At 64.7% G+C, this 19,334-nt stretch carries 17 protein-coding genes and 1 pseudogene; 6 read left to right on the forward strand and 12 right to left on the reverse strand.

Translation table 11 applies throughout. The features are described from left to right. Nucleotide 1: 1 nt before the first annotated feature. From rpsK to truA, 5 genes are all read left to right on the forward strand, one after another. On the forward strand, nt 2-424 hold the full coding sequence (gene rpsK, locus QOC76_RS05190; RefSeq protein ID WP_526354875.1) for a 30S ribosomal protein S11: 423 nt from the start codon (nt 2-4) through the stop codon (nt 422-424). 15 nt (nt 425-439) lie between these two features. After that, nucleotides 440-1,045 (forward strand): 30S ribosomal protein S4, encoded by a 606-nt coding sequence (gene rpsD, locus QOC76_RS05195; protein WP_526354877.1) that lies wholly within the window; start codon nt 440-442, stop codon nt 1,043-1,045. Nucleotides 1,046-1,123: 78 nt separating this feature from the next. Further along, nucleotides 1,124-2,176, forward strand: coding sequence for a DNA-directed RNA polymerase subunit alpha (locus QOC76_RS05200; RefSeq protein WP_526354879.1), 1,053 nt, complete (start codon nt 1,124-1,126; stop codon nt 2,174-2,176). Nucleotides 2,177-2,216: 40 nt separating this feature from the next. Beyond that, the gene (rplQ, locus tag QOC76_RS05205; protein WP_526354881.1) at nt 2,217-2,879 is read left to right on the forward strand and encodes a 50S ribosomal protein L17; all 663 of its coding nucleotides are present in this window, start codon (nt 2,217-2,219) and stop codon (nt 2,877-2,879) included. 4 nt (nt 2,880-2,883) lie between these two features. Beyond that, the gene (gene truA, locus QOC76_RS05210; RefSeq protein WP_526354883.1) at nt 2,884-3,810 is read left to right on the forward strand and encodes a tRNA pseudouridine(38-40) synthase TruA; all 927 of its coding nucleotides are present in this window, start codon (nt 2,884-2,886) and stop codon (nt 3,808-3,810) included. On the opposite strand, the gene QOC76_RS05215 is transcribed toward truA, so the two are convergent. The 4 genes from QOC76_RS05215 to QOC76_RS05230 all read right to left on the reverse strand — a co-directional run bounded on the left by QOC76_RS05215 (nt 3,807) and on the right by QOC76_RS05230 (nt 6,917). Further along, nucleotides 3,807-4,490: a cutinase family protein gene (locus QOC76_RS05215; RefSeq protein ID WP_526354923.1), complete on the reverse strand. Its 684-nt coding sequence runs from the start codon at nt 4,488-4,490 to the stop codon at nt 3,807-3,809. The two genes, truA and QOC76_RS05215, sit on opposite strands and share 4 nt — an antisense overlap. Before the next feature lie 80 nt (nt 4,491-4,570). Then, entirely contained in the window at nt 4,571-5,209 is a 639-nt protein-coding gene (locus QOC76_RS05220) for a cutinase family protein (protein ID WP_526354885.1), read from the reverse strand. Between the two features lie 4 nt (nt 5,210-5,213). Beyond that, the gene (locus tag QOC76_RS05225; protein WP_526354887.1) at nt 5,214-5,873 is read right to left on the reverse strand and encodes a cutinase family protein; all 660 of its coding nucleotides are present in this window, start codon (nt 5,871-5,873) and stop codon (nt 5,214-5,216) included. Nucleotides 5,874-5,906: 33 nt separating this feature from the next. Further along, entirely contained in the window at nt 5,907-6,917 is a 1,011-nt protein-coding gene (locus QOC76_RS05230; RefSeq protein WP_526354889.1) for an EamA family transporter, read from the reverse strand. 74 nt (nt 6,918-6,991) lie between these two features. Here QOC76_RS05230 and QOC76_RS05235 point away from each other — a divergent pair, with 74 nt between their 5' ends. After that, entirely contained in the window at nt 6,992-7,546 is a 555-nt protein-coding gene (locus QOC76_RS05235; RefSeq protein ID WP_526354925.1) for a CGNR zinc finger domain-containing protein, read from the forward strand. 3 nt (nt 7,547-7,549) lie between these two features. Here QOC76_RS05235 and QOC76_RS05240 read toward each other — a convergent pair. From QOC76_RS05240 to QOC76_RS05275, 8 genes and pseudogenes are all read right to left on the reverse strand, one after another. After that, nucleotides 7,550-10,644, reverse strand: a pseudogene (locus QOC76_RS05240) (FAD-dependent oxidoreductase). Continuing rightward, the gene (locus QOC76_RS05245) at nt 10,644-11,045 is read right to left on the reverse strand and encodes an SCP-2 sterol transfer family protein (RefSeq protein WP_526354891.1); all 402 of its coding nucleotides are present in this window, start codon (nt 11,043-11,045) and stop codon (nt 10,644-10,646) included. The pseudogene QOC76_RS05240 and the gene QOC76_RS05245 overlap by 1 nt, the downstream one beginning before the upstream one ends. After that, on the reverse strand, nt 11,038-12,057 hold the full coding sequence (locus QOC76_RS05250) for a hypothetical protein (protein ID WP_526354893.1): 1,020 nt from the start codon (nt 12,055-12,057) through the stop codon (nt 11,038-11,040). Before QOC76_RS05250 ends, QOC76_RS05245 begins: the two co-directional genes overlap by 8 nt. Then, a complete protein-coding gene (locus QOC76_RS05255; protein ID WP_526354895.1) occupies nt 12,054-12,332 on the reverse strand; it encodes a hypothetical protein in 279 nt (92 codons plus the stop codon). The genes QOC76_RS05250 and QOC76_RS05255 overlap by 4 nt, the downstream gene beginning before the upstream one ends. Then, on the reverse strand, nt 12,329-12,787 hold the full coding sequence (locus tag QOC76_RS05260; RefSeq protein ID WP_526354897.1) for a hypothetical protein: 459 nt from the start codon (nt 12,785-12,787) through the stop codon (nt 12,329-12,331). The genes QOC76_RS05255 and QOC76_RS05260 overlap by 4 nt, the downstream gene beginning before the upstream one ends. Then, nucleotides 12,784-13,983 carry a polyprenyl synthetase family protein gene (locus tag QOC76_RS05265; RefSeq protein WP_526354899.1) on the reverse strand — a complete coding sequence of 400 codons (1,200 nt, stop codon included), beginning with the start codon at nt 13,981-13,983 and terminating at the stop codon, nt 12,784-12,786. Before QOC76_RS05265 ends, QOC76_RS05260 begins: the two co-directional genes overlap by 4 nt. Next, nucleotides 13,949-14,740 (reverse strand): hypothetical protein, encoded by a 792-nt coding sequence (locus QOC76_RS05270; protein ID WP_526354901.1) that lies wholly within the window; start codon nt 14,738-14,740, stop codon nt 13,949-13,951. Before QOC76_RS05270 ends, QOC76_RS05265 begins: the two co-directional genes overlap by 35 nt. Before the next feature lie 106 nt (nt 14,741-14,846). Next, nucleotides 14,847-19,196, reverse strand: a complete 4,350-nt coding sequence (locus QOC76_RS05275; RefSeq protein ID WP_526354903.1) for an AAA family ATPase — start codon at nt 19,194-19,196, stop codon at nt 14,847-14,849. Between the last annotated feature and the right edge of the window lie 138 nt (nt 19,197-19,334).

The following is a 19,334-nucleotide window of genomic DNA, read 5'->3' on the forward strand; positions in this document are numbered from 1 at the left end:
AATGCCACCCGCTAAAAAGGCAGCCCAGGGCGCATCGTCTCGTAAGGGTCAGAAGACCCGTCGCAGGGAAAAGAAGAACGTCCCGCACGGCGCAGCGCACATCAAGAGCACTTTCAACAACACGATCGTGTCGATCACCGATCCGCAGGGCAACGTCATCGCCTGGGCGTCATCGGGCCATGTCGGTTTCAAGGGGTCGCGTAAGTCGACACCGTTCGCCGCGCAGCTGGCCGCCGAGAACGCGGCGCGCAAGGCGCAGGAACACGGCGTCAAGAAGGTCGACGTGTTCGTCAAGGGCCCGGGTTCGGGCCGCGAGACCGCGATCCGGTCACTGCAGGCCGCCGGCCTCGAGGTCGGCGCCATTTCCGATGTCACCCCGCAGCCGCACAACGGCTGCCGTCCGCCCAAGCGGCGCCGGGTCTAGGGAGGATAAGTACTCATGGCTCGTTACACCGGACCCGCAACCCGCAAGTCGCGCCGCCTCGGCGTCGACCTGGTCGGCGGCGATCAAGCGTTCGAAAAGCGCCCCTACCCGCCCGGCCAGCACGGCCGTGCGCGGATCAAGGAGAGCGAATACCGCCAGCAGCTGCAGGAGAAGCAGAAGGCCCGCTTCTCCTACGGCGTGATGGAGAAGCAGTTCCGCCGCTACTACGAGGAGGCGAACCGCCTGCCGGGCAAGACCGGTGACAACCTGCTGCGCATCCTGGAGAGCCGGCTCGACAACGTTGTGTACCGCGCCGGCCTGGCGCGTACCCGCCGGATGGCCCGCCAGCTGGTCAGCCACGGTCACTTCACCGTCAACGGTGTCAAGGTCGACGTCCCGAGCTTCCGGGTGTCGCAGTACGACATCATCGACGTCAAGGACAAGTCGATCAACACGCTGCCGTTCGAGATCTCTCGTCAGACCGCGGGTGAGCGCCCGATTCCGGGCTGGCTGCAGGTCGTCGGCGAGCGTCAGCGCATCCTGGTGCATCAGCTGCCGGAGCGTGCACAGATCGACGTCCCGCTCACCGAGCAGCTGATCGTCGAGCTCTACTCGAAGTAAAGACTTTCCAGCCGCCCGGATGGCGGTTGGGATACGCGACATCAAATAGAGGTTGTCGCGAAGGAGGAAAGAAATACCATGCTGATTTCTCAGCGACCCACACTGTCCGAAGAGGTCCTTGCCGAGGATCGCTCTCAGTTCGTCATCGAGCCGTTGGAGCCCGGATTCGGCTACACCCTTGGCAATTCGCTTCGGCGCACGCTGCTGTCGTCGATTCCCGGCGCAGCGGTCACCAGCATCCGCATCGACGGCGTGCTGCACGAGTTCACCACCGTTCCCGGGGTGAAGGAAGACGTCACCGACATCATCCTGAACCTCAAGGGTCTGGTTGTGTCCTCCGAGGAGGACGAGCCGGTCACCATGTACCTGCGCAAGCAGGGCCCCGGTGCGGTCACCGCGGGTGACATCGTGCCGCCGGCCGGCGTGACGGTGCACAACCCCGAGATGCACATCGCTACCCTCAACGACAAGGGCAAGCTGGAGGTCGAGCTCGTCGTCGAGCGCGGCCGCGGCTACGTCCCCGCCGTGCAGAACAAGGCGTCGGGCGCCGAAATCGGCCGCATCCCGGTCGATTCCATCTACTCGCCGGTGCTGAAGGTCACCTACAAGGTGGAGGCCACCCGCGTCGAGCAGCGCACCGACTTCGACAAGCTCATTCTGGACGTCGAGACCAAGAGTTCGATCACCGCTCGTGACGCGCTGGCGTCGGCGGGCAAGACGCTGGTCGAATTGTTCGGTCTGGCACACGAACTCAACGTCGAGGCCGAGGGCATCGAGATCGGCCCATCGCCCGCCGAGGCGGACCACATCGCATCGTTCGCACTGCCGATCGACGACCTGGACCTCACGGTCCGGTCGTACAACTGCCTCAAGCGCGAGGGTGTGCACACGGTGGGCGAGCTCGTCGCCCGCACGGAGTCCGATCTGCTGGACATCCGCAACTTCGGCCAGAAGTCCATCGACGAGGTGAAGATCAAGCTGCACCAGCTCGGTCTCTCGCTGAAGGACAGCCCGGCCACGTTCGATCCGTCCGAGGTCGCAGGCTACGACGTCGCCACCGGCACGTGGAACAGCGACGCCAGCTACGAGCTGGACAACGATCAGGACTTCGCCGAAACCGAACAGCTCTAGACCGAGTTAGCCAACTCGGCCGTAATACAAGGAGTCACCAATGCCCAAGCCCACCAAGGGCCGTCGCCTCGGCGGGTCGTCCTCGCACCAGAAGGCGCTGCTGGCCAACCTGGCCACATCGCTTTTCGAGCACGGCAGGATCAAGACCACCGAGCCAAAGGCGCGGGCGCTGCGGCCGTACGCGGAGAAGCTGATCACCCACGCCAAGAAGGGCACGCTGCACAACCGGCGTGAGGTGCTCAAGAAGATCCGGGACAAGGATGTGGTGCACACCCTGTTCGCCGAGATCGGGCCGTTCTATGCCGACCGCGCCGGCGGCTACACCCGCATCATCAAGGTGGAGGCACGTCAGGGCGACAACGCCCCGATGGCCGTCATCGAGCTGGTGCGGGAGAAGACGGTGACGTCCGAGGCCAACCGTGCGCGTCGCGCGGGTGCGGCGAAGAAGGCTGCGCCCGTTGCGGCCGCCGCGGCGCCGCAAGCGGCGGTTGAGCCCGAGGAAGCTGTCGGACCGGACGCCGAGGAATCGGTCGAGGGGGCAGAGGCTTCCGACGAGACCTCGGTCGAGGAGGCGAAGGCTTCCGACGAGACCTCGGTCGAGGAGGCGAAGGCCGAGGACGAGGCGATCGCCGACGCTCAGACGGCAGAGGCGACCGACGCTGACGCCGACGAGGCTGACTCCGAGGATGCCGACAAGTCCTAGTGACATGACGAATGAGCCCGCCATCGATTCCGGTGGCGGGCTTGTTCGTATCTCGTCGCGTCCGGTGATTCGTCTTCGCCTCGACATCGCCTATGACGGAACAGAGTTCGCCGGCTGGGCGGTGCAGGCGGGACAGCGCACCGTGGCCGGTGTGCTCGACGAGGCGCTGACGACGGTGTTCCGCACCCCTGTGCAGCTGCGCGCAGCCGGACGTACCGACACCGGCGTGCACGCGACTGCGCAGGTGGCCCACGTCGATGTGCCTGCCGACGCGATCCCGCACGCCTACCCGCGGGGGAAGAAGGATCCCGACGCCCGAGCGAATGTCGCCGCCGAAGCGGTTCCGGAGTTCTTACCGTTGGTCCGACGGCTGTCGCGGCTACTGCCGCCCGATGTCAGGGTGACCGATATCGTCCGGGCGCCAAAGGGTTTCGACGCCCGGTTCTCGGCCCTGCGACGTCATTACGAGTACCGGTTGTCCACCGCCCCCTACGGCGTCGATCCGCAGGATGCCCGGTATGTGACCGCGTGGCCGCGTCCGCTGGACGTCGAGGCGATGACGGTCGCTTCGCGGGAACTCATCGGGCTGCACGACTTCGCGGCGTTCTGCCGATACCGCGAGGGAGCCACCACGATCCGGGACCTGCAACGGCTGGACTGGTCGAAGTCCGGCGATCTCGTCACCGCCCATGTCACCGCCGACGCGTTCTGCTGGTCGATGGTGCGCTCGCTCGTCGGCGCCCTACTCGCAGTGGGTGAGGGCCGTCGCGAACCGGCTTGGTGTGCAGGCTTGTTGGACGCGTCACGTCGCTCCAGCGATTTCGCAGCCGCACCGGCGCGAGGCCTGACGCTCGTCGGCGTCGACTATCCGCCCGACCACCAACTCGAGGCGCGCATCGCGGTGACCCGCGACGTGCGCCGCTTCGACTAGTTCAGCCGGCCTGCGACGAAGTCGGCGGCCTGGTTCACCATGCCGGCGTCTATGTATGCCTTCGCCGCATGGTCAACCCAGTTCTGCTCCCACGTATTGGGATCCGCCGGGTTGCAGATCGGATCGGCACCGTGGCACAACTCGATGGTTCGCTCGGAGTAGGTCGGGTTGAAATTCGTGATCGGCCCCGCCCAGGCCGAGCCGTTGCCGAAGAGAGCGACGGCAGCGATCTTCGGCTCCATATCCGCCGGCAAGGGATTGTCGAAGCCGAAGAACGCGAACGGAAGCGCAAGGACCACGTCGGTGACCGCGGCACCCAGAGAGTAACCGCCGAGTACCAGGCGGGTGTCGGGGCAGGTGTTGGCGATGCTCTGGATGTGCGCGCTCATATCGTTGGCGCCGACGTCGATCTCGTTGTCGGCGGGATAGCGCACCGCATACACATCGATGTTCTTGTTCACCTTTTTGCGGAGCGCGCTGACGAACGCATTTCCGAGCACCCCGACGCCGGGTGACTCCAGACGGCCGCGGGCAAAGACCACCTGGACCTGGGGACAGGCGGCCGACGCCGTCGGGATGGCCTTGTCGCCAGCCAGGACTGATGGTCCTACCAGCAGACCAGCCGCTAGGAGACTCGCGGAGACTGCGGCCAGTAAGCCGCGCCGAATCCGTTGACCCATGCAGTTGCGTTCGACATGAATGACCACCACGCCGATGTTAGCCGACGAGTTGACGCGCCCGTTCTGACGCACGGTGTGAGCTACACGCGGCCCGCGACGAAGTCGGCGGCGGTGTCGACCGGTCCGCCGGTGTAGGCGCGGTGGGCGGGAACGCTTTCGCCATTGGTCTGGCAGATCGGATCGTCTGGGTTGCACAGGTCGATGGCCCGTCCACCCCACACCGGGCTCATCGTCAACGGGAGGCCGAGCTTGGCCGATGGATTACCGAAAACGGCGATCGCCGGTACGAAGTCGGGGGCGTTGGGCGGCAGAGGGTTATCGAAACCGATCGCGGGAATGGGCACTGCGGCGATGACGTCCATCACCGCGGCGCCTTGCGAGTAGCCGCCGAGCACCAACTTGGTGTTCGGGCAGGCGCCCATCATGTACTGGATGTGCGCGCTGGCGTCATTGGCGCCGCTGGCGGCGGCGAGGAAGTCGTAGCTTGCCGGATAGTTCACGGCGTAGGCGCCGACCGATCGGCCGCCGACCTTGCCGCGCAACGAATCAACGAACCCACCACCGATGCGCCCGAGACCGGCGCCTTCGTCAGTGCCGCGGGCGAAGACCACTTCGATGTCGGGACAGTCGGCAGAAGCCACCGGAGCGAACGCGATCGACGGCGTGATGGCCGCGGCGGCTCCGACGAGTAGGGCAGCTGTTGTCTCAACTACGCGCATTTCTCTATACCCTTCCGGCTGCAAAGCTGGCCCCTTGTTGGGCCATTGCGTCCTCATAACCTCTGTGGGCGAGGGGATTTCGGCCATCAGAACAAATCGGATCGCCGTCCTTGCAGAGATCGATGGCGCGATCGGCGAACATGCCTACCGACGATAGCGGGTTACCGAACTTCGTTGCGGGGTTTCCGAATGCCGCGACGGCTGCCACGGTCACCGCGGCGGTGGGCGACAGTGGTGGCGCCGAGCCGACCTCGCCGATCTTGTTGCCCAGTGGCGGAACTCCGGCCAGCATGTCCATCACCGCCGCGCCCTGCGAGTAGCCACCCAGGACAATCTTCGTCGACGGGCACGACAGGGCCATGGACGAGATGTGGTTCGTCGCGTCCGCCGCTCCGTCTGCGGTGGTGAGGAAGTCATAGCCCGCCGGATAGTTCACCGCGTAGGAACCGACGGTACGACCGCCGACCTGGGTGCTCAACGCGTCGGTGAAGGACTGACCGACCCTTCCGATGCCTGCGGGTTCGGCGGTGCCGCGCGCGAACACAACCTCGATGTCCGGGCACGGCGCGGCCGTCGCAGTCGGGGCGACGATCACGGCGGTGGCGGCGGCGCCGACGGCGGAAAGGACGGCGGCCCCCCGGGCCAAGCTACGTGGCAAAGTCACCCGGCCATATTTCCACACCCGGGTAACGGGAACCTAACTGTTTGCCCTGTTGCACGGGGTCAGGTCCCCGACGGCACCGGCGTCTGGCCAGGTGGCGGCCGCCACCTCGCCACGGTCGCCCTGGCGCGCCAGCGCCAACCCGACCAGTACGACCGCGCCGCCGACGGCCTGCGTCAATGTCATCGCCTCGCCGACAAGCAGCCACGCGGCCAGCACGGCGAACATCACCTCGGACAGCCCGAGCAGGGACGCGAACCGGGGCCGCAGCCGGGCGATGCCCATGATGCCGAGCGTGTAGGCGATTGCGGTGGTGATCACGCCGAGCGCGATGACGGGCACCAACCATGACATCGTCAACCCCGCAACGACGGTGTCATTGGTTGCGAAAGTCATCGGCATCACGCCCAGCACGCCGAGCGCGGTGGTCGTGGCGGCGCCGACGACCAGGCCACCTGCGGCGAGCGTGATGGAGTTCAGCCCGCTGCCGTCGGCGGCGACTTCGTCAGACATCATGAAATAACTCGCCGCGCACACGGCCGCGGCAAGACCCCAAGCCACCCCGGCCGCGTTGATATGCGCACCGGCGAAAACGTTGAGCACCAACATGATTCCGGCCACCGCCAGTGCGACGCCTGCCAGCGTGAGGTTGGTGGGCCTACGTCGCGTGGTGACCCACAGCCAACCCACGACGAGGACGGGCGCTGTGTACTCCAAGAGCAGCGCGACACCGACGGACAGGTGCGCGACGGCGTTGTAGTAGCACAGCTGGGCGCCGGCGATCGGGAAGATGCCGTAGGCGATCACGATCTTGCGGTGTGCGATGGCCTCGCGAACCCAGTCGCGCTTCACGATCGTGGCAAAGCCGGCCATCGCGAACGCGCCGACGGCCATGCGTGCGGTTACTGCACAGGTCGGGCTCCATCCGGCGTCCATCAGTGCCTTCGCCAGCGGCCCGGACATGCCGAAGCTCAGGGCAGAGCCGATGGCGAACAGCAGGCCGAGCCGGAAGTGGTCAGCGCCCTTGGTCAGCTGGGTCGCTGTCATGTGGCACCTCCGGCATGTCATGAGTAAAGTGAGATTTGGTAATGACGTTAGCCGGGGTGGAGGTCATGAGTCAAATGAATTTCACTTATGACACTGAGCTCACACTGAAGGCTGCGCGTGTGCTGATCAACTCCGAGCGCGTCAACGGTGAGCAGCTCGGCGACCTCGAGGCGCTCGATGCCTACTTGGACAGCTTCGGCTGGACCGGCAGACGCGATCATGACAGCGCCGAGCTGGAATCGGTGCACCGGTTGCGCGAGCGACTGGGCACTATCTGGGGGGCTGCCGATGACGAGGACACCGCCGTCGCCCATGTCAACGCGCTCTTGAGCGACACCAAGGCACAGCCCTGGCTGACGCGGCACCCGGAGATGCCGGAGTGGCACCTACATCTGGCGTCGGTGCACGATCCGTTGTGGCAACGCATGGGTGCGGAGATGGCGATGGCGCTGGCCGACCTGATCCGCGGAGGCGAATTGCGCCGGCTGAAGATCTGCGCGGCGTCCGACTGCGAAGCAGTACTGGTTGACATGTCGCGCAACCGATCCGGCAAGTTCTGCGACACCGGCAATTGCGGCAACCGCCAACACGTCGCGGCTTATCGCGAACGGCGTGCGCAGGAGAGCTGACGGCTACTGCCTGCCGCCCAAATCTGTCGGTCGGATATTCACGAGTCTCGTCGGGTCGCGCTGCTCCTTGATGCCGGGGCGCTGTCCCTGGCCGGCGAGCCACCACCGGGACGTGGCAGGCGGGGCGGCGTGACGGGGATCCATGCCGGCCCCCGTAACGGTCGTCGACACCGTTGGCGACGGCGTGGTTGCGGCGCGACCGTAGAGCGACGCGCCCTGTACGGGCGAGGTCGTTGCCTCTGGAGCCAACTTCTTGGCGAACGCCGAGCGAACACCGGGATCTGAACTGCCCCGTGTGAATTCAGCCCGGTTGGGTTGTTCCCCCCATCCGCTGAGGTTGAAGCCGGAGATCGTCCCGTACGGATCTTTGGGGCGTAGGACAACTCTGTTCTCGTTCTTCGGCGCAAACGACGTCTGCGAACCCGAAGATTGCGTGCCCGACGCCCCCGAGCCCGTGTCGCCGGTGGCCTGTGAGCCGGTCGACGACGAATCCGTCGGCTCGGAGGCCGACGACTGCGATCCAGCCGATTGCGAGCCCGTTGGCTGTCCGTTCGGGTAGGAGCCGGGGTATGAGCCCATCGGCTGCAGGGGTTGGATGGAGCCCGACGCGTTGCTCGTCGCGTGCTCGAGGTACTGCCGCCACGTCTGCAGGTAGCCGAACAGTTGCTGCGAGTAGTCGGCCGGCGGGCTCGCGCCGGGGGGAGCTGTGCCGGGGGCGGTCATCGGCGGCATGAACGGCATCGGCGGCATCGATGGCATCGGTGGCATGCCCATCGGACTTGGGCCCATCGGCATCCCGGACGTCAGCGCCGCGGAGGCCTCCAAGAGTTGTCGCCACGCTTGGAGATAGTTCAGCAGTTGCTGGTTGTAGTTCATCGGGTTCGTCATCAGTGATCCTCCGGCCATTCGGGTTGCAGGGGTACAGGGGTGCCGCCGTCGTGATACTTCGCGTCGAGGTTGCGAAGTGTTCGGGTGTCGAGTGGCTCGCGGTTCTCGAGATCCATGACATAGCAGTAATCGCCTGCCGGCGAAGGCATCCGAACCGGAGTCGTCAGGCCTTGGTCGATGAAGCCGTACGGAGTTCGCCAGTCAAGCGCTGTCTCGCCGCGCCGGTCCGTGCCACCGGACTCGACCCAGATGTAGTGATCGAGGATGGCGTTCACCGCGTGACGTCCCGACTCACATGCCGCCTCCATAGAAGTCATGCGAGTGAACGTCTTGGTCCACGTGCCTGCAAACACGACCGAGTTGTTGTGAACTTGATAGCCGCCGTGACGGGCCTGCCAGACATCGCGCTGCTGTAGATCTTCGAGCCAGTCGTCCTCGCCTGGCACAGTGGACCAGGAGTTGCCCGTCGGGTTCCAGGGTTCGGCGCAAGGCCGATTGGGCCAGTCCCCGACGATGGGCACGAGGTACGGCGTCTCGTTCCTGATCGGAACGCCCGACCCCTGACCGGGACCACCTTCCATCATGATGCCGCGGTCGATGGCGTACCACGCGGGCCAAGGAAGCAGCGACTCGGCGACGTTGGGTGAGGTGCTGGTGAGGGCTTTGACGATCTGGTGCCACACTTCCGTGGCGATTTCGTCGGCCGTGCAATGGCGGGCGGCCTTGCCGTTTCCGGACGAGGGCGTGTTGAAATCGCCGATGTCGACCGAGAGCACCGAGACGTGGCCGTCGCGATTCAGGATCGGTTTCTTCTCCCATAGGCCGTGCTGGTTGATCGACGACAGCGCCCACGCAGTACCCGAGTAGTACATGTGTCCTCGAAGGAGTTGGAACTCCGTGTCGAAGTAGTACTGAATGCCACCGAGCGTTTGGAACCGGTCCCAGGCCTTGAGCCCCATGGAGTCCATCGCATAGGGATCACGCCGATCGACCGGCCGGGTCGAATCGGGCTGCAGCGGGCCGTCGGGAGGGGGCACGAGGGTGGTGAATCCGTCCAACCCGGCTACGGTCCCGCCGATGCCTGCCGCGCGCAGCGACGCGGTGATGCGTTCGGCCACCGGCGCGTCGACAGCGACCACCGTGTAATCGGGGGCCACTCGCGTCCCGTCGGCGAACGTGACCTGCGCGCGTGGTCTGAGGTGCGCCGGTTGCAGTGGGTCGAACGCCGATGCCTCGATATTGGCGGCTTCACCGTGGACGAAGCTGACTCCCAGTTCGACGAGGTGGCGGTACCAGTGGTCGAACCACGCCTCGGTGGTGGGGCCGTTGAGCACCCCGTCGGCCTTGTTGTCGCGCCGGTCCATCTGCAGCTGAAGCTGAAGATAGGTGGACACATTGGTGCGGGCGTCACCCCAGCGGGTATCGAACGCAGCCAGCACTCTAGGCATCTCCAGCAGAACCGCGTTGAACTGTTGCGAGTACGAGTACCGCGGAGGATCCCCGGGGGCCGTGCGGCCGATGAAATAGTCATAAGCCGACAGGTTCTGCAGTTCTGATGCGCGGCGCTTGGGGCTGGTGACGAGGAAGTCGATCAGCCGGCTCACGAAGGTATGCACATCCAGTGGGGTGAAGCCCAGCTGGGTGAGCTGGCTTGCGGTGGTGAGAAATTCGGCCGGGCTGCGTGGCGCCTCGCGGGGAAAAACCAGCGACGGCTTGCCTTCCAACGTGGTGCCCTGGGTGACCACCCGCCTGAGGTTGTCCATGATCGTTCGCGAGGTCGCCTGCCATTGGACCTGGCCGTAACCAGTTTCTGTGCGCTGATAGACCGGAATCCGTTGAAACAGGTCCCAAATGTGGATGTAGTAGGCGGGAAAGAAGCGGAAGCCGTGCTCGCCTGCGACCGCGGTCGCAGGATTGCGCGGATGGCCGCGTCGACCCGGGAAGGGGCGCAACTGGGCCAGGCTTCCGCCGTAAGGGCCGACCGTTGAATACTGCGAAGCGGCGAGACCACCAAGCTTCACCGGCGGGTAGGTGCCCGCCGGCGTGTTGCCCAAGCCGTGGCGTTCGTCTGATCGGAATTCATACACGGTGACGTCGAAGCCGCGCTCGGCCAGTTCCTGAGCAGCGGTGAGCCCGGCGATGCCGCCGCCGAGGACTGCGACCGTGCGGCGCCGATTGCACGAGCCGGGGGTGGCGATCGCTTCGGTCATCACTGTTCCGCCCGTAGTGCCACCAGTAGGCCGGGCTGCGACGGTGCCCGGATCGCAGCGTGCACGTAGGCGAGCATGGTGTCGTGTGCGCGCTGAACGTCGTCGAGTGAACCGAGCACGGCGACGGCGCCGGCTTCCACGGCTTCGGCGAGCCCCATTCTGGCGTCGAGCACGTCGAGGATCGCCGCCCGCGAGGTGGCTATCCGAGTACCTGCAGTTTCCGCCGCGCCGTCGGACACGTGCAGTCGCTGGCCGCCGCGCAACGAGAAGAGCTCACCGTCTATTTCCAGCTCGACCACCATCGGCCCGAGTCGATCGAGCACCAGGCGGTAGCTGTCGGGCACCTCATCGGCGAGGTGCTCAACCGACTGCCGAAGCAATGACGAAACTCGTTCAGCCATAGAGAAACTCGAATACACCCGTGCCGGCGAAGCCGAAATCCTCGCCATTGATCGAACCACTCACCTTGGCCGTACCGCTGGTCTCGCAGAGCACGGTCGACCGATCCAAGCTGAGCTCGCTCGGTTGAGCCAGTCGCGCGTAGGAGTGCGGGCGGAACTCGGCGTACACCGAGTCGCCTGCACGCGTCGCGTCGATCTCGACTCGTTGAGGGACATCCGAGACCTCGCCGTCGAGCAGGAGTCGCATAGGGGCGGGCAGCGTGCAATCCGCGACGCGACCGAGTAGACCGTGATGGCGCGTTCGCAGCGCGGCGTGCCGGAAGATCGCGGCGGGCTCATCGTGATGCCACACGTAGAGCGCCTGCGACAGGCAGCGCAACCTGCGTCTGTCGGTCATCTGCAAGAAGACGAGCGACCAAGGGTTTCCCGGTGTTTGCGAAAGCATTGTGCCCCAGGTCCACCCGAAGTCGTCGCCCCACCAGAAGCGACCCCAGTTGTGATCGTGATAGGCCAACTCGCTGTCAATGCGATGCTCTTGGCCACCGATGCGAAGCCACCCGTCGGCGCGCAGCTTAGGCACGAACAGCCAACACATGCGGCCTTCACCGAGCGGCTGATTGTTGACGACGAAAGGTCGACTGACGGAGGTGAATTGAAGCTCGCCGTGAATGCTTTGCTTCGGAAGATCGATGACCACCTGGTATCCATCGGGCTGGACGACCACTCGGTTTCCCCCGATGGTGATTGTGCCGAGATCTGCTGAAATGTCCAGCTCGGACTCGTCGAACCGCTCGATCGCTCCCGTCCACTGCTTGTCGTGGTCGATGACGATGACACGTGGTGCGAGCAGGTGGCCGGTGCGTGACGGTTCACTCGTCAGGTTGAAGTTGATCAATAGCCGTCGACCCGCGCCGTGGATCACGAAGTGGTGCCACTCTTTGAATCCCTCCGGCTGGGCGGCGGCAAGGAGGGGGGTGCGGACGAAGTCGCTGCCTGCGAGCACGGCGGTCATCGCAACCACCGCGTGTACGCTGAGTCAATGGCCGAATCATCTGCTTCACAAGGGCTTTCACTTCGGCTGGTCTGGGCCAGTCGCTCGATAGAGGCACCGAGGCCTACGATGCCGAGGAGCAGGTGGACGAAGTCGTCGGCGTCGCAGGGCCTAGTGGCTTGGTCATCGTCGGCGACAAGCGCCCGTACGACCTGACCGAGACTGGCCAGCCCCATCAGATAGCCGATGAAGGTGCTCTGCTCGGCGAGTGCCTCGCGCGGATCCATGAGCGTCATGCGAAGCCCTCCGGACGGAGGCGGCCCAGGATGGAATCGTCAAGCCCGTGCCCGATGACTGCGTCGGCGACCAGATCGGCCCATGCGGTCGGTGCCGTGTTGGGCGCGGCAGGGCCGTCAAGGACGTTGAGGCTGATTGTTTCCCAGACGCGACGAAGATTCTCGACGGCCTCCGAATTGATCAGCGCATCGCGTAGCTCCGCGCCTTCGGGTGTGTCCGCGTAGCGGCGACCCTCGGCGACGAGCATGTCGTGCAGGTGCCGTGCCCCGGCAGGATTTCCGAGCACCGCGCGCCGAGCACCGATGAGTAGGTCGAACATCGATCGCTCCGGTCCCGCGCAGTCATCAGGCGGTGGTGGAAGCAGCCGCGGGGCGTTGCGCTCGACGAGATCGAGCGTGAGCTCGCGGATCCGTTCCAGCTCCGCGAGCATGCCCATCAACTGTTCAGGGCTCATCGTGTGCGCCCATGTACGTATTCGACGAGAGAGGCCAGCGCGTCGCGATGCTTGCTCGCCGGCAACCAGTCGAGGCCGGCCAGTATGGCGGCTGCATCCCGAGTGTGTCCGGCAGCCACCTGCTTTGCGTGCTTGAACGAGCCGACCCGTTGCATCAGCCCATATAGCCACCGGATGTCGTCGAGGCTCTTCGAGTCCAAGTTGCGTTGTCCCTTGACCTGAGCGGCGATCTCGTTCCGTCCCGCCTGGGACAGATCTCCGCGGTCGAAGAGCCGATCGAGAAGGTCGTCCAATTTGAGTTCGTCGTCGGCGCTCGGTCGGCGCTTGGCCAAGATCTGCACGGCACGTTCTTGGTCATCGGGGGTGGCATTTCTCATGGCGTGCAACAACATCAGGGTGCGCTTGCCCTCCCAGAGGTCACCGCCGATCTCCTTGCCGTAATCCTCTGGGTCCGCACGCAGGTTCAGAAGGTCGTCGGTGATCTGGAAGGCGGCGCCGAGGTGCCTGCCGAGTGCCTCGAGCGGTTCGAGCTGATCAGGTTTGGCGCCTGCGGCAACCGCGCCGACTTGCAGCGGCGTGATGAACGAGTACCAACTCGTCTTCAGCTCGACCATTTTCAGGTAGTCGGCGTCGTCGAGTTTCCACGTGTTGTTGCGGACCCAGTCGAGTTCGAGCGCCTGGCCCTCTACGGTTCGCTGCGTCATATGCGCGACGGCGCGCAGGATGCGCAGTGCCGGGCCGAGTCCGACGCGCTCGACGTTGTCGAGTAGGGGTCGTAGTGAGAGCGAGAGCATGGCATCGCCGACATTGACGGCGATCGGGATGCCGTGATCGATGTGCAGTGTGGGTTTGCCGCGGCGCGTCCAGGATTCGTCTTCGATGTCGTCGTGGATGAGAAATGCGTTGTGGTAGAGCTCGAGGGTTGCCGCGGTCGGTAGGACGGCCTCGAGATGACCGCCGAGTCCGAGGCAGGTCGCGATGCTCAGGGCCGGTCGTAGCGCCTTCCCGCCGCGGAGGGGGTAGTCGAGGATCAGGTCGTAGAGGCTGTTCTGTCTGCCCTCTCCGGGACCGTAGAGCCGACTGATCTCGCTGTCGCAGGCTTCCTTGCACGTGGCGAGGTAGTCCTCGAGCACGTCCGATACCTTTGGGGGCAAACGCAGTTCACTTCGTATGGACGATGGCGACGCCGCGTGCATCTTTTACCCTTACAGCGTAGCGGGTGCGGACGGCGAGTTCGATGTTGCCACTCGCGGCCTCGCCAACGACCTCGACGCTTGGCAAGACGCTGAAGGCAATGTCTACTGGCTCCTCCCCGGCCGACGCCGACGCGGCCCCCCCGTGTGGGATCAGTTGGCGCCGACCCAGCATGAGCGCGTACAACTTTGTCGGAGGAATCGCTGGGTCCAGCGCGTCCACTCGGAACAGTGAATTGACATTCGCCGCGGTGAGCAGCGGTTCGAGGACGGAATATCCGCCGTCCAGTGTGTTGAGCGCTGTTAGGGCAGCGGTGCTGACCAACAGACAGCCTGGTGCCCGGTAGCCGATGTTCTCAAGCGACACACGGGCGATGATGAGTTGCGCCAGGATGTCCTCGGTCTTTGGGCCGATGTTCTGTATCTTCCCGGCGGTGTAGAGCTTAGGAATGACAAATGCGTCGACCGCCGTAGCAAGTTCCACCGTCTTTGAGATCACGACTGCGAGAAGCGCGTCGGGCGCAGCTACAGTTGCCTGCGCCAGCGACACGTTGAATGACTTGCTCTCTTCTTTGACCGTCAGTGAGGCGCCTACCCATGGAGGGGCAGTAGTCGCCCACATGAGATCCTGACGGATCTTGGTCTGACCGGGGTCGCCGGTGTCCCAGTGCGGGATTGCCTGCCAGGCCACGCTTGCCTGCGCGAACGTCTCTTGAACTTGCTGGTTGGCAAGGGCGATGAGCTCGGCGCTCAGGTACATGCTGAGACCCCCCTGGTGGAATGTGTCTCGAATCATCGCAGACAAGGTCAGCCTGTGTCGGTAGTTAGCAACAGTTCATTCAACTGGAGTAGTGGAGTACTCAGCACTACTTCTGCGAAAGCGCGACATCCTGGCCAGGAGTCATCTCGCCACGCTCCATCGCGTCGCAGTGCGCGAGGTGCAGCGGGGCGACGGGGTCGTCGGGCAGTAGATGCTCGCATTGTTCGAAAGCGGCGCGCGCGCCGTCGACGTCACCGGCGTCGAACAGCTTGAAAGCCTCGTCGAAGGCGGGCTGAGCGGACCGCTTGGCGGCACGCAGTTCTTCGGGGTCGTCGTCGTAGACCTCGTAGATTGTCACCGGCTTGCGTCGGTTGACCACCATCACACGCTCCATGCGACGAATGTCGAACTCGTCCGGGGTCTCAAGGCCCCGGTAGGTCTTGTCGGAGATCAGCAAGCCGGAGCCGTAGCGCTTGTTGGTGCTTTCGACGCGAGCGGCCAGGTTCACCGCATCGCCGATGATGGTCAGCACCATGCGGTTAACTCCACCGACGAGGCCAATCCCCAAGGCCCCGCTGTTCAGGCCGATTCCCGCCTGAAGCTCTTCGGAGCCGTGCGCCACCCTTTCGCTGTTGTGCTCTCGCAGCGACCGCAGCATGCCGAGTCCCGCTCGGACGGCATCCGCTTCCTTTTCGAAGACGGCGACGATCTCGTCCCCCCGAACGTCCTGAATCATGCCGTTCGAGCTCACGATTGGGACTTCGACAGCCCGCAGAAATCCCATCGCCAAATCGCTCGCCTCGGACACGTTCATATCCTCGAGCATCGTGGTGTAACCGCGAATGTCGCTGATAAGCACGGTCATTTGACGCTCTACGCGGTATCCACTGCGAACACGGCGAATGTCATCGAACTCAAGGATGCGGAGAAGTTCGGTGGGCACAAATTTCGATTGGACGTCGATCAGGGATCGGCGATACTCGTCGGCATCCCGCAGCCGTGCTTCGAGTTGAAGGTTCCACAACGGAGCGGCCGCCTGAGCGCAGAGGAACGCTACGGCCTCCTGATGGGCGGCGGTGAAGCGCTTTCCCGGCTCGTGATGTTCGGCATAGATGACGCCGATTGTCTTGTCCTGCACGCGAACCGGAACCGCAAGGGTGGATTGGAGAGACGGGTCGTGCAAGGCCTGCCTACTCAAAGCCCCACCGACACCCGCGGGATTTGCCGCGACGATCAGTGGCGAGCCACTGTCGACCACGCGACGAACGATCTGACGGTCATACGGTACGTCGGTCCACGGCCCGTCGACAGTTGTGGTCTTGCCGTTCTCGTAGACGGCTCGAACGCTGAGCTGCTCATCTTCGCCGGTGAGTCCGACGACACGGCTCGCGCCGGTCGTGTCCGCGACGGAGCCGAGCGCGATATTGGCCAGGCTTTCCGGCGTCCGCGCTGCTGACAGTGCGCGGAACAGCTGATGTGCCTCGGCGGGGTCGAGTCCTGAGCCCGCCGGTGCGAGGTCGCGGCTGATCAGCCACGGATGCTCCCGTGCAAGCCGGTCTGTGCGCAGTGTCATTCCCTGCCGTTGGAAGCGGCTATATGCCGAACGGAGCATGTGCTGGTGAAGTCCCGGCCGCCCCGTCTTCGCGTACAACTCCGCGGCTTCCTCGTGGGCGACCGCGGCTATCAACGGCAATTGGTGTTCCTCGGCTAAATCGATTGCGCGGTGAAGGTGACGCTCCGCCTTGCCGTGGTGACCGCGCGCGCTTGCCCACACTCCCTGTATCAACGCATAGGGTGCCGCGTAATTGGCCGGGGCCTCCGCTGCCCACCTCCGGTGCAGAGCCAGCGCTCGTTTCACCGCCTGCTTCGTCGACCGTTCTGTCGGCGCGCCGTGAATCCTGCTGAGGGCGTTGGTCAAGTAGATGATTTGCATGAACGCAGTCCCGGCCATGCCGTCGATGTGCTCCATGGCGTCATCTGCCACACCGCCGACAGCGCCTGCGTAGTCACCCGACCAGTAATGCAGGCCGAGTTTCTGCGTGGCGATCGAGCTGATAGTGACCAGGTCGCCCTCGGCGCGCGCCGCGGGCAGCGTTTCCCGCTCGTCGTAGCCGCTTTCACCCGCGACCAGGTAGGGGTTCTTGCTCCGGGCCTGCATGTTAAGGCTGAATTGCTGAAGGGCCTGGCAGATCGTCGTGGGTCCGGGTTGTGACTGGATCTCTGGGACAAGCGATCTGGCGAGGGTGTCGAGTTCACCCATCGGGCGGCCAACCCAAAAAGACTGCCCGAGCAGCGTGGCGGTGAGCCACCCGGCGTATTCCTGGTCGCCTTGGTCGAGCGCCTCGTTGATGGCTTGCCGAAGCGGACCCAGGCTTTCTCGGATGGGGTGGCGCCAGTGGTCGATGAAGTCGAAGTGCAAGAACAGTACTTGGGGTCGGGCTTCCTTGAATTCTGGGCGTTCGGCGAGCTGCCTGGCGACCTCGCCGAAGCGCTGCGCGCCGTTGCGGTCACCGGCGATGACCAGCACTGCCCCGTAGCTAGCGAGCACCAAGGGAAAACTCGGAGTGTGGCCGTGTGCCAGCGCAAGGTCGAGCTGCTTGCGCACGATCAGTGGGAAGAGATTCGTCCGGCCGATGTAGGAGAGGCTGTGCATTTCGGCGAGGATCCGCTGGAGCTCGATGACCCGGGGATCGTCGCAGTCGGGGAGGGCGAGCAGCCGCTCGTTGCTCCAGCCGCTCATCTTCAGCTTCATCTGGACCAGCGCGACGCCCAACCGCGGTTTGCCCGGATTGTGGGGCAGCGGCTCGCCGAGTTCGTCGAGTGCGTTCAGCCCGGTTTCGATCGCATCCTGAATCCGGTTTTGTGATACCCGCTCTTTGACCCTGAGGTAAGCAAGGCGGGCGCGGTCGGCCGGTTCGGGGAGGAATTGGTCGGCCTCGTCCAGCAATTCATGCAGGGCTGCCACATCGCCGACCAGTACGGCGGCCTCGGCTGCACTGAGCTGCAATTCGCGCGACAGCGAAAAGGCTGTGTCCCAACGCCTTCCGCCTAGAAGTCGCAGGCCGGTGCTGGAATACTCAAGAGCCAGGGGGAACGATGCCTGCGCTCGCGCCTTGCGCGCCGCCTTATGGAGCACCTGAACAAAGTCAACGCGTTCGTCTTCGGTCAAGCCCTTACCGCCGGCGCTGATGTGGCGGGCGGCCTCGAACAGTCGGCCGTCACCCAGCTTGACGAGCCGGCGGGCGATTCGCAGGTGTATTTCGCGCTGGGCGTCGTCGGGCAGGTCGGCCCGCGCGGCCTCGGCCACTCGGTCGTGAGTGAACCGGTAGTGCGCGTCGTGGCTGATGGCGTTGGCGATGCGCCGACCACCGCTGTCAACGGCTTCGATCAGCCGAAACTCAAGACCCGCCCAGAGTGCCATGGCGACCACGTCCGCCAGTTTCCCGGCCGCTGACGTCGCGTCGTGGAGGTCGAATTCTCCACCGATGCACGCTAACGAGCTCAATACCTCACGGTCGATGGGCCGCAGTTGCTCGAGGTAACGGCCGAGGAACTCGGCGGAGGTGGCGGTGACCTCGATAGAAGAAAGAACGCGCAGGTCCCAATTCGACTGCCCGCCCGACTCTGCAGGTGTGAGTGCGCCTTCGCGTTGCGCGCGGTACAGCAGCTGACGGATCTGCAGGGGATTGCCCCCGGTCCGATGCTGGAACTCCGTGGTCACGTGGCTCAGTTCGACGCTTCGGCCGCAGACCGAAGCAAGCAGTTCCTCCACATCCTTGTCCGCCAGAGGGCTGAGTTCGATACTGTGCACGCTCGACGACGTGAGACCCGCTGCAGCCGCGTCGAATTCGCCTGCACGATGCGCACCGAGAACCAGCACATTGCGAGGCGACACCGTCAAAAGTTCGGACAACAGCAGCAGTGTGTCTCGATCGGCCCATTGCAGGTCGTCGACCGCCAAGACCACCGGCCGGTAGGCCGCAGTATCGGAGATCAGGCGAATGACCGCGCGGTGAAGTCGGCGGCGGGCGTCGGCCGCGCCGAGGTCTGCCGGCTGCGGTGTTTCGCCGAATACTTCGACCAATTCGGGAACGAGATCCCCGAGGATGCCTGTCAATGCCGACGTTGCACTCAGAAGATCTGAGCGCCAACGGTCGCGCTCGGCCGGACCCGTCGACTCCATCCCGCGAACGATCGCCCTGAGCGCTTCTCCCAAAGCCGTATACGGAGCAGGCGCGCCCTCCCTGCACCTGCCGTAGGCGAAGACGCAGTTGCGTCCTGTGATTTCGAAGCCGAAGGCTTGCATCAGCGCCGACTTGCCGACGCCAGGAGCACCGCTCAGCAGGACACATCCTCCGCCGGTGCGTCCGGCCGCATCAACGGCATCTCGGAGGTCGGTCCGCTCATCGTCGCGGTCGACCATGTGGCCGTCGAGATCGAGTAACGCGGCCGTCATCGTTCGGGACGCACTTCGACTCGCGCCGTTTGTCCTGCGGCGCCGCTATCGAACCGGATCTGCTCGTTCAACTGCAACATCTCGTCTACGACGTCGTCCTCACTATGCGCCGAGTGCGTACTCGGGTTGCTGAAACTG

Origin of the sequence: Mycobacterium sp. (genome assembly GCF_032159565.1) — a bacterium.
In the GTDB taxonomy this organism is placed as follows: domain Bacteria; phylum Actinomycetota; class Actinomycetes; order Mycobacteriales; family Mycobacteriaceae; genus Mycobacterium.

Excerpts from the sequence above, each read along its gene's own strand:
- rpsK (WP_526354875.1), top strand. The coding sequence starts at position 2 with ATGCCACCCGCTAAAAAGGCAGCCCAGGGCGCATCGTCTCGTAAGGGT.
- rpsD (WP_526354877.1), top strand. The coding sequence starts at position 440 with ATGGCTCGTTACACCGGACCCGCAACCCGCAAGTCGCGCCGCCTCGGC.
- QOC76_RS05200 (WP_526354879.1), top strand. The coding sequence starts at position 1,124 with ATGCTGATTTCTCAGCGACCCACACTGTCCGAAGAGGTCCTTGCCGAG.
- rplQ (WP_526354881.1), top strand. The coding sequence starts at position 2,217 with ATGCCCAAGCCCACCAAGGGCCGTCGCCTCGGCGGGTCGTCCTCGCAC.
- truA (WP_526354883.1), top strand. The coding sequence starts at position 2,884 with ATGACGAATGAGCCCGCCATCGATTCCGGTGGCGGGCTTGTTCGTATC.
- QOC76_RS05215 (WP_526354923.1), bottom strand. The coding sequence starts at position 4,490 with ATGGGTCAACGGATTCGGCGCGGCTTACTGGCCGCAGTCTCCGCGAGT.
- QOC76_RS05220 (WP_526354885.1), bottom strand. The coding sequence starts at position 5,209 with ATGCGCGTAGTTGAGACAACAGCTGCCCTACTCGTCGGAGCCGCCGCG.
- QOC76_RS05230 (WP_526354889.1), bottom strand. The coding sequence starts at position 6,917 with ATGACAGCGACCCAGCTGACCAAGGGCGCTGACCACTTCCGGCTCGGC.
- QOC76_RS05235 (WP_526354925.1), top strand. The coding sequence starts at position 6,992 with ATGAATTTCACTTATGACACTGAGCTCACACTGAAGGCTGCGCGTGTG.
- QOC76_RS05245 (WP_526354891.1), bottom strand. The coding sequence starts at position 11,045 with ATGGCTGAACGAGTTTCGTCATTGCTTCGGCAGTCGGTTGAGCACCTC.
- QOC76_RS05250 (WP_526354893.1), bottom strand. The coding sequence starts at position 12,057 with ATGACCGCCGTGCTCGCAGGCAGCGACTTCGTCCGCACCCCCCTCCTT.
- QOC76_RS05255 (WP_526354895.1), bottom strand. The coding sequence starts at position 12,332 with ATGACGCTCATGGATCCGCGCGAGGCACTCGCCGAGCAGAGCACCTTC.
- QOC76_RS05260 (WP_526354897.1), bottom strand. The coding sequence starts at position 12,787 with ATGAGCCCTGAACAGTTGATGGGCATGCTCGCGGAGCTGGAACGGATC.
- QOC76_RS05265 (WP_526354899.1), bottom strand. The coding sequence starts at position 13,983 with ATGCACGCGGCGTCGCCATCGTCCATACGAAGTGAACTGCGTTTGCCC.
- QOC76_RS05270 (WP_526354901.1), bottom strand. The coding sequence starts at position 14,740 with ATGTACCTGAGCGCCGAGCTCATCGCCCTTGCCAACCAGCAAGTTCAA.
- QOC76_RS05275 (WP_526354903.1), bottom strand. The coding sequence starts at position 19,196 with ATGACGGCCGCGTTACTCGATCTCGACGGCCACATGGTCGACCGCGAC.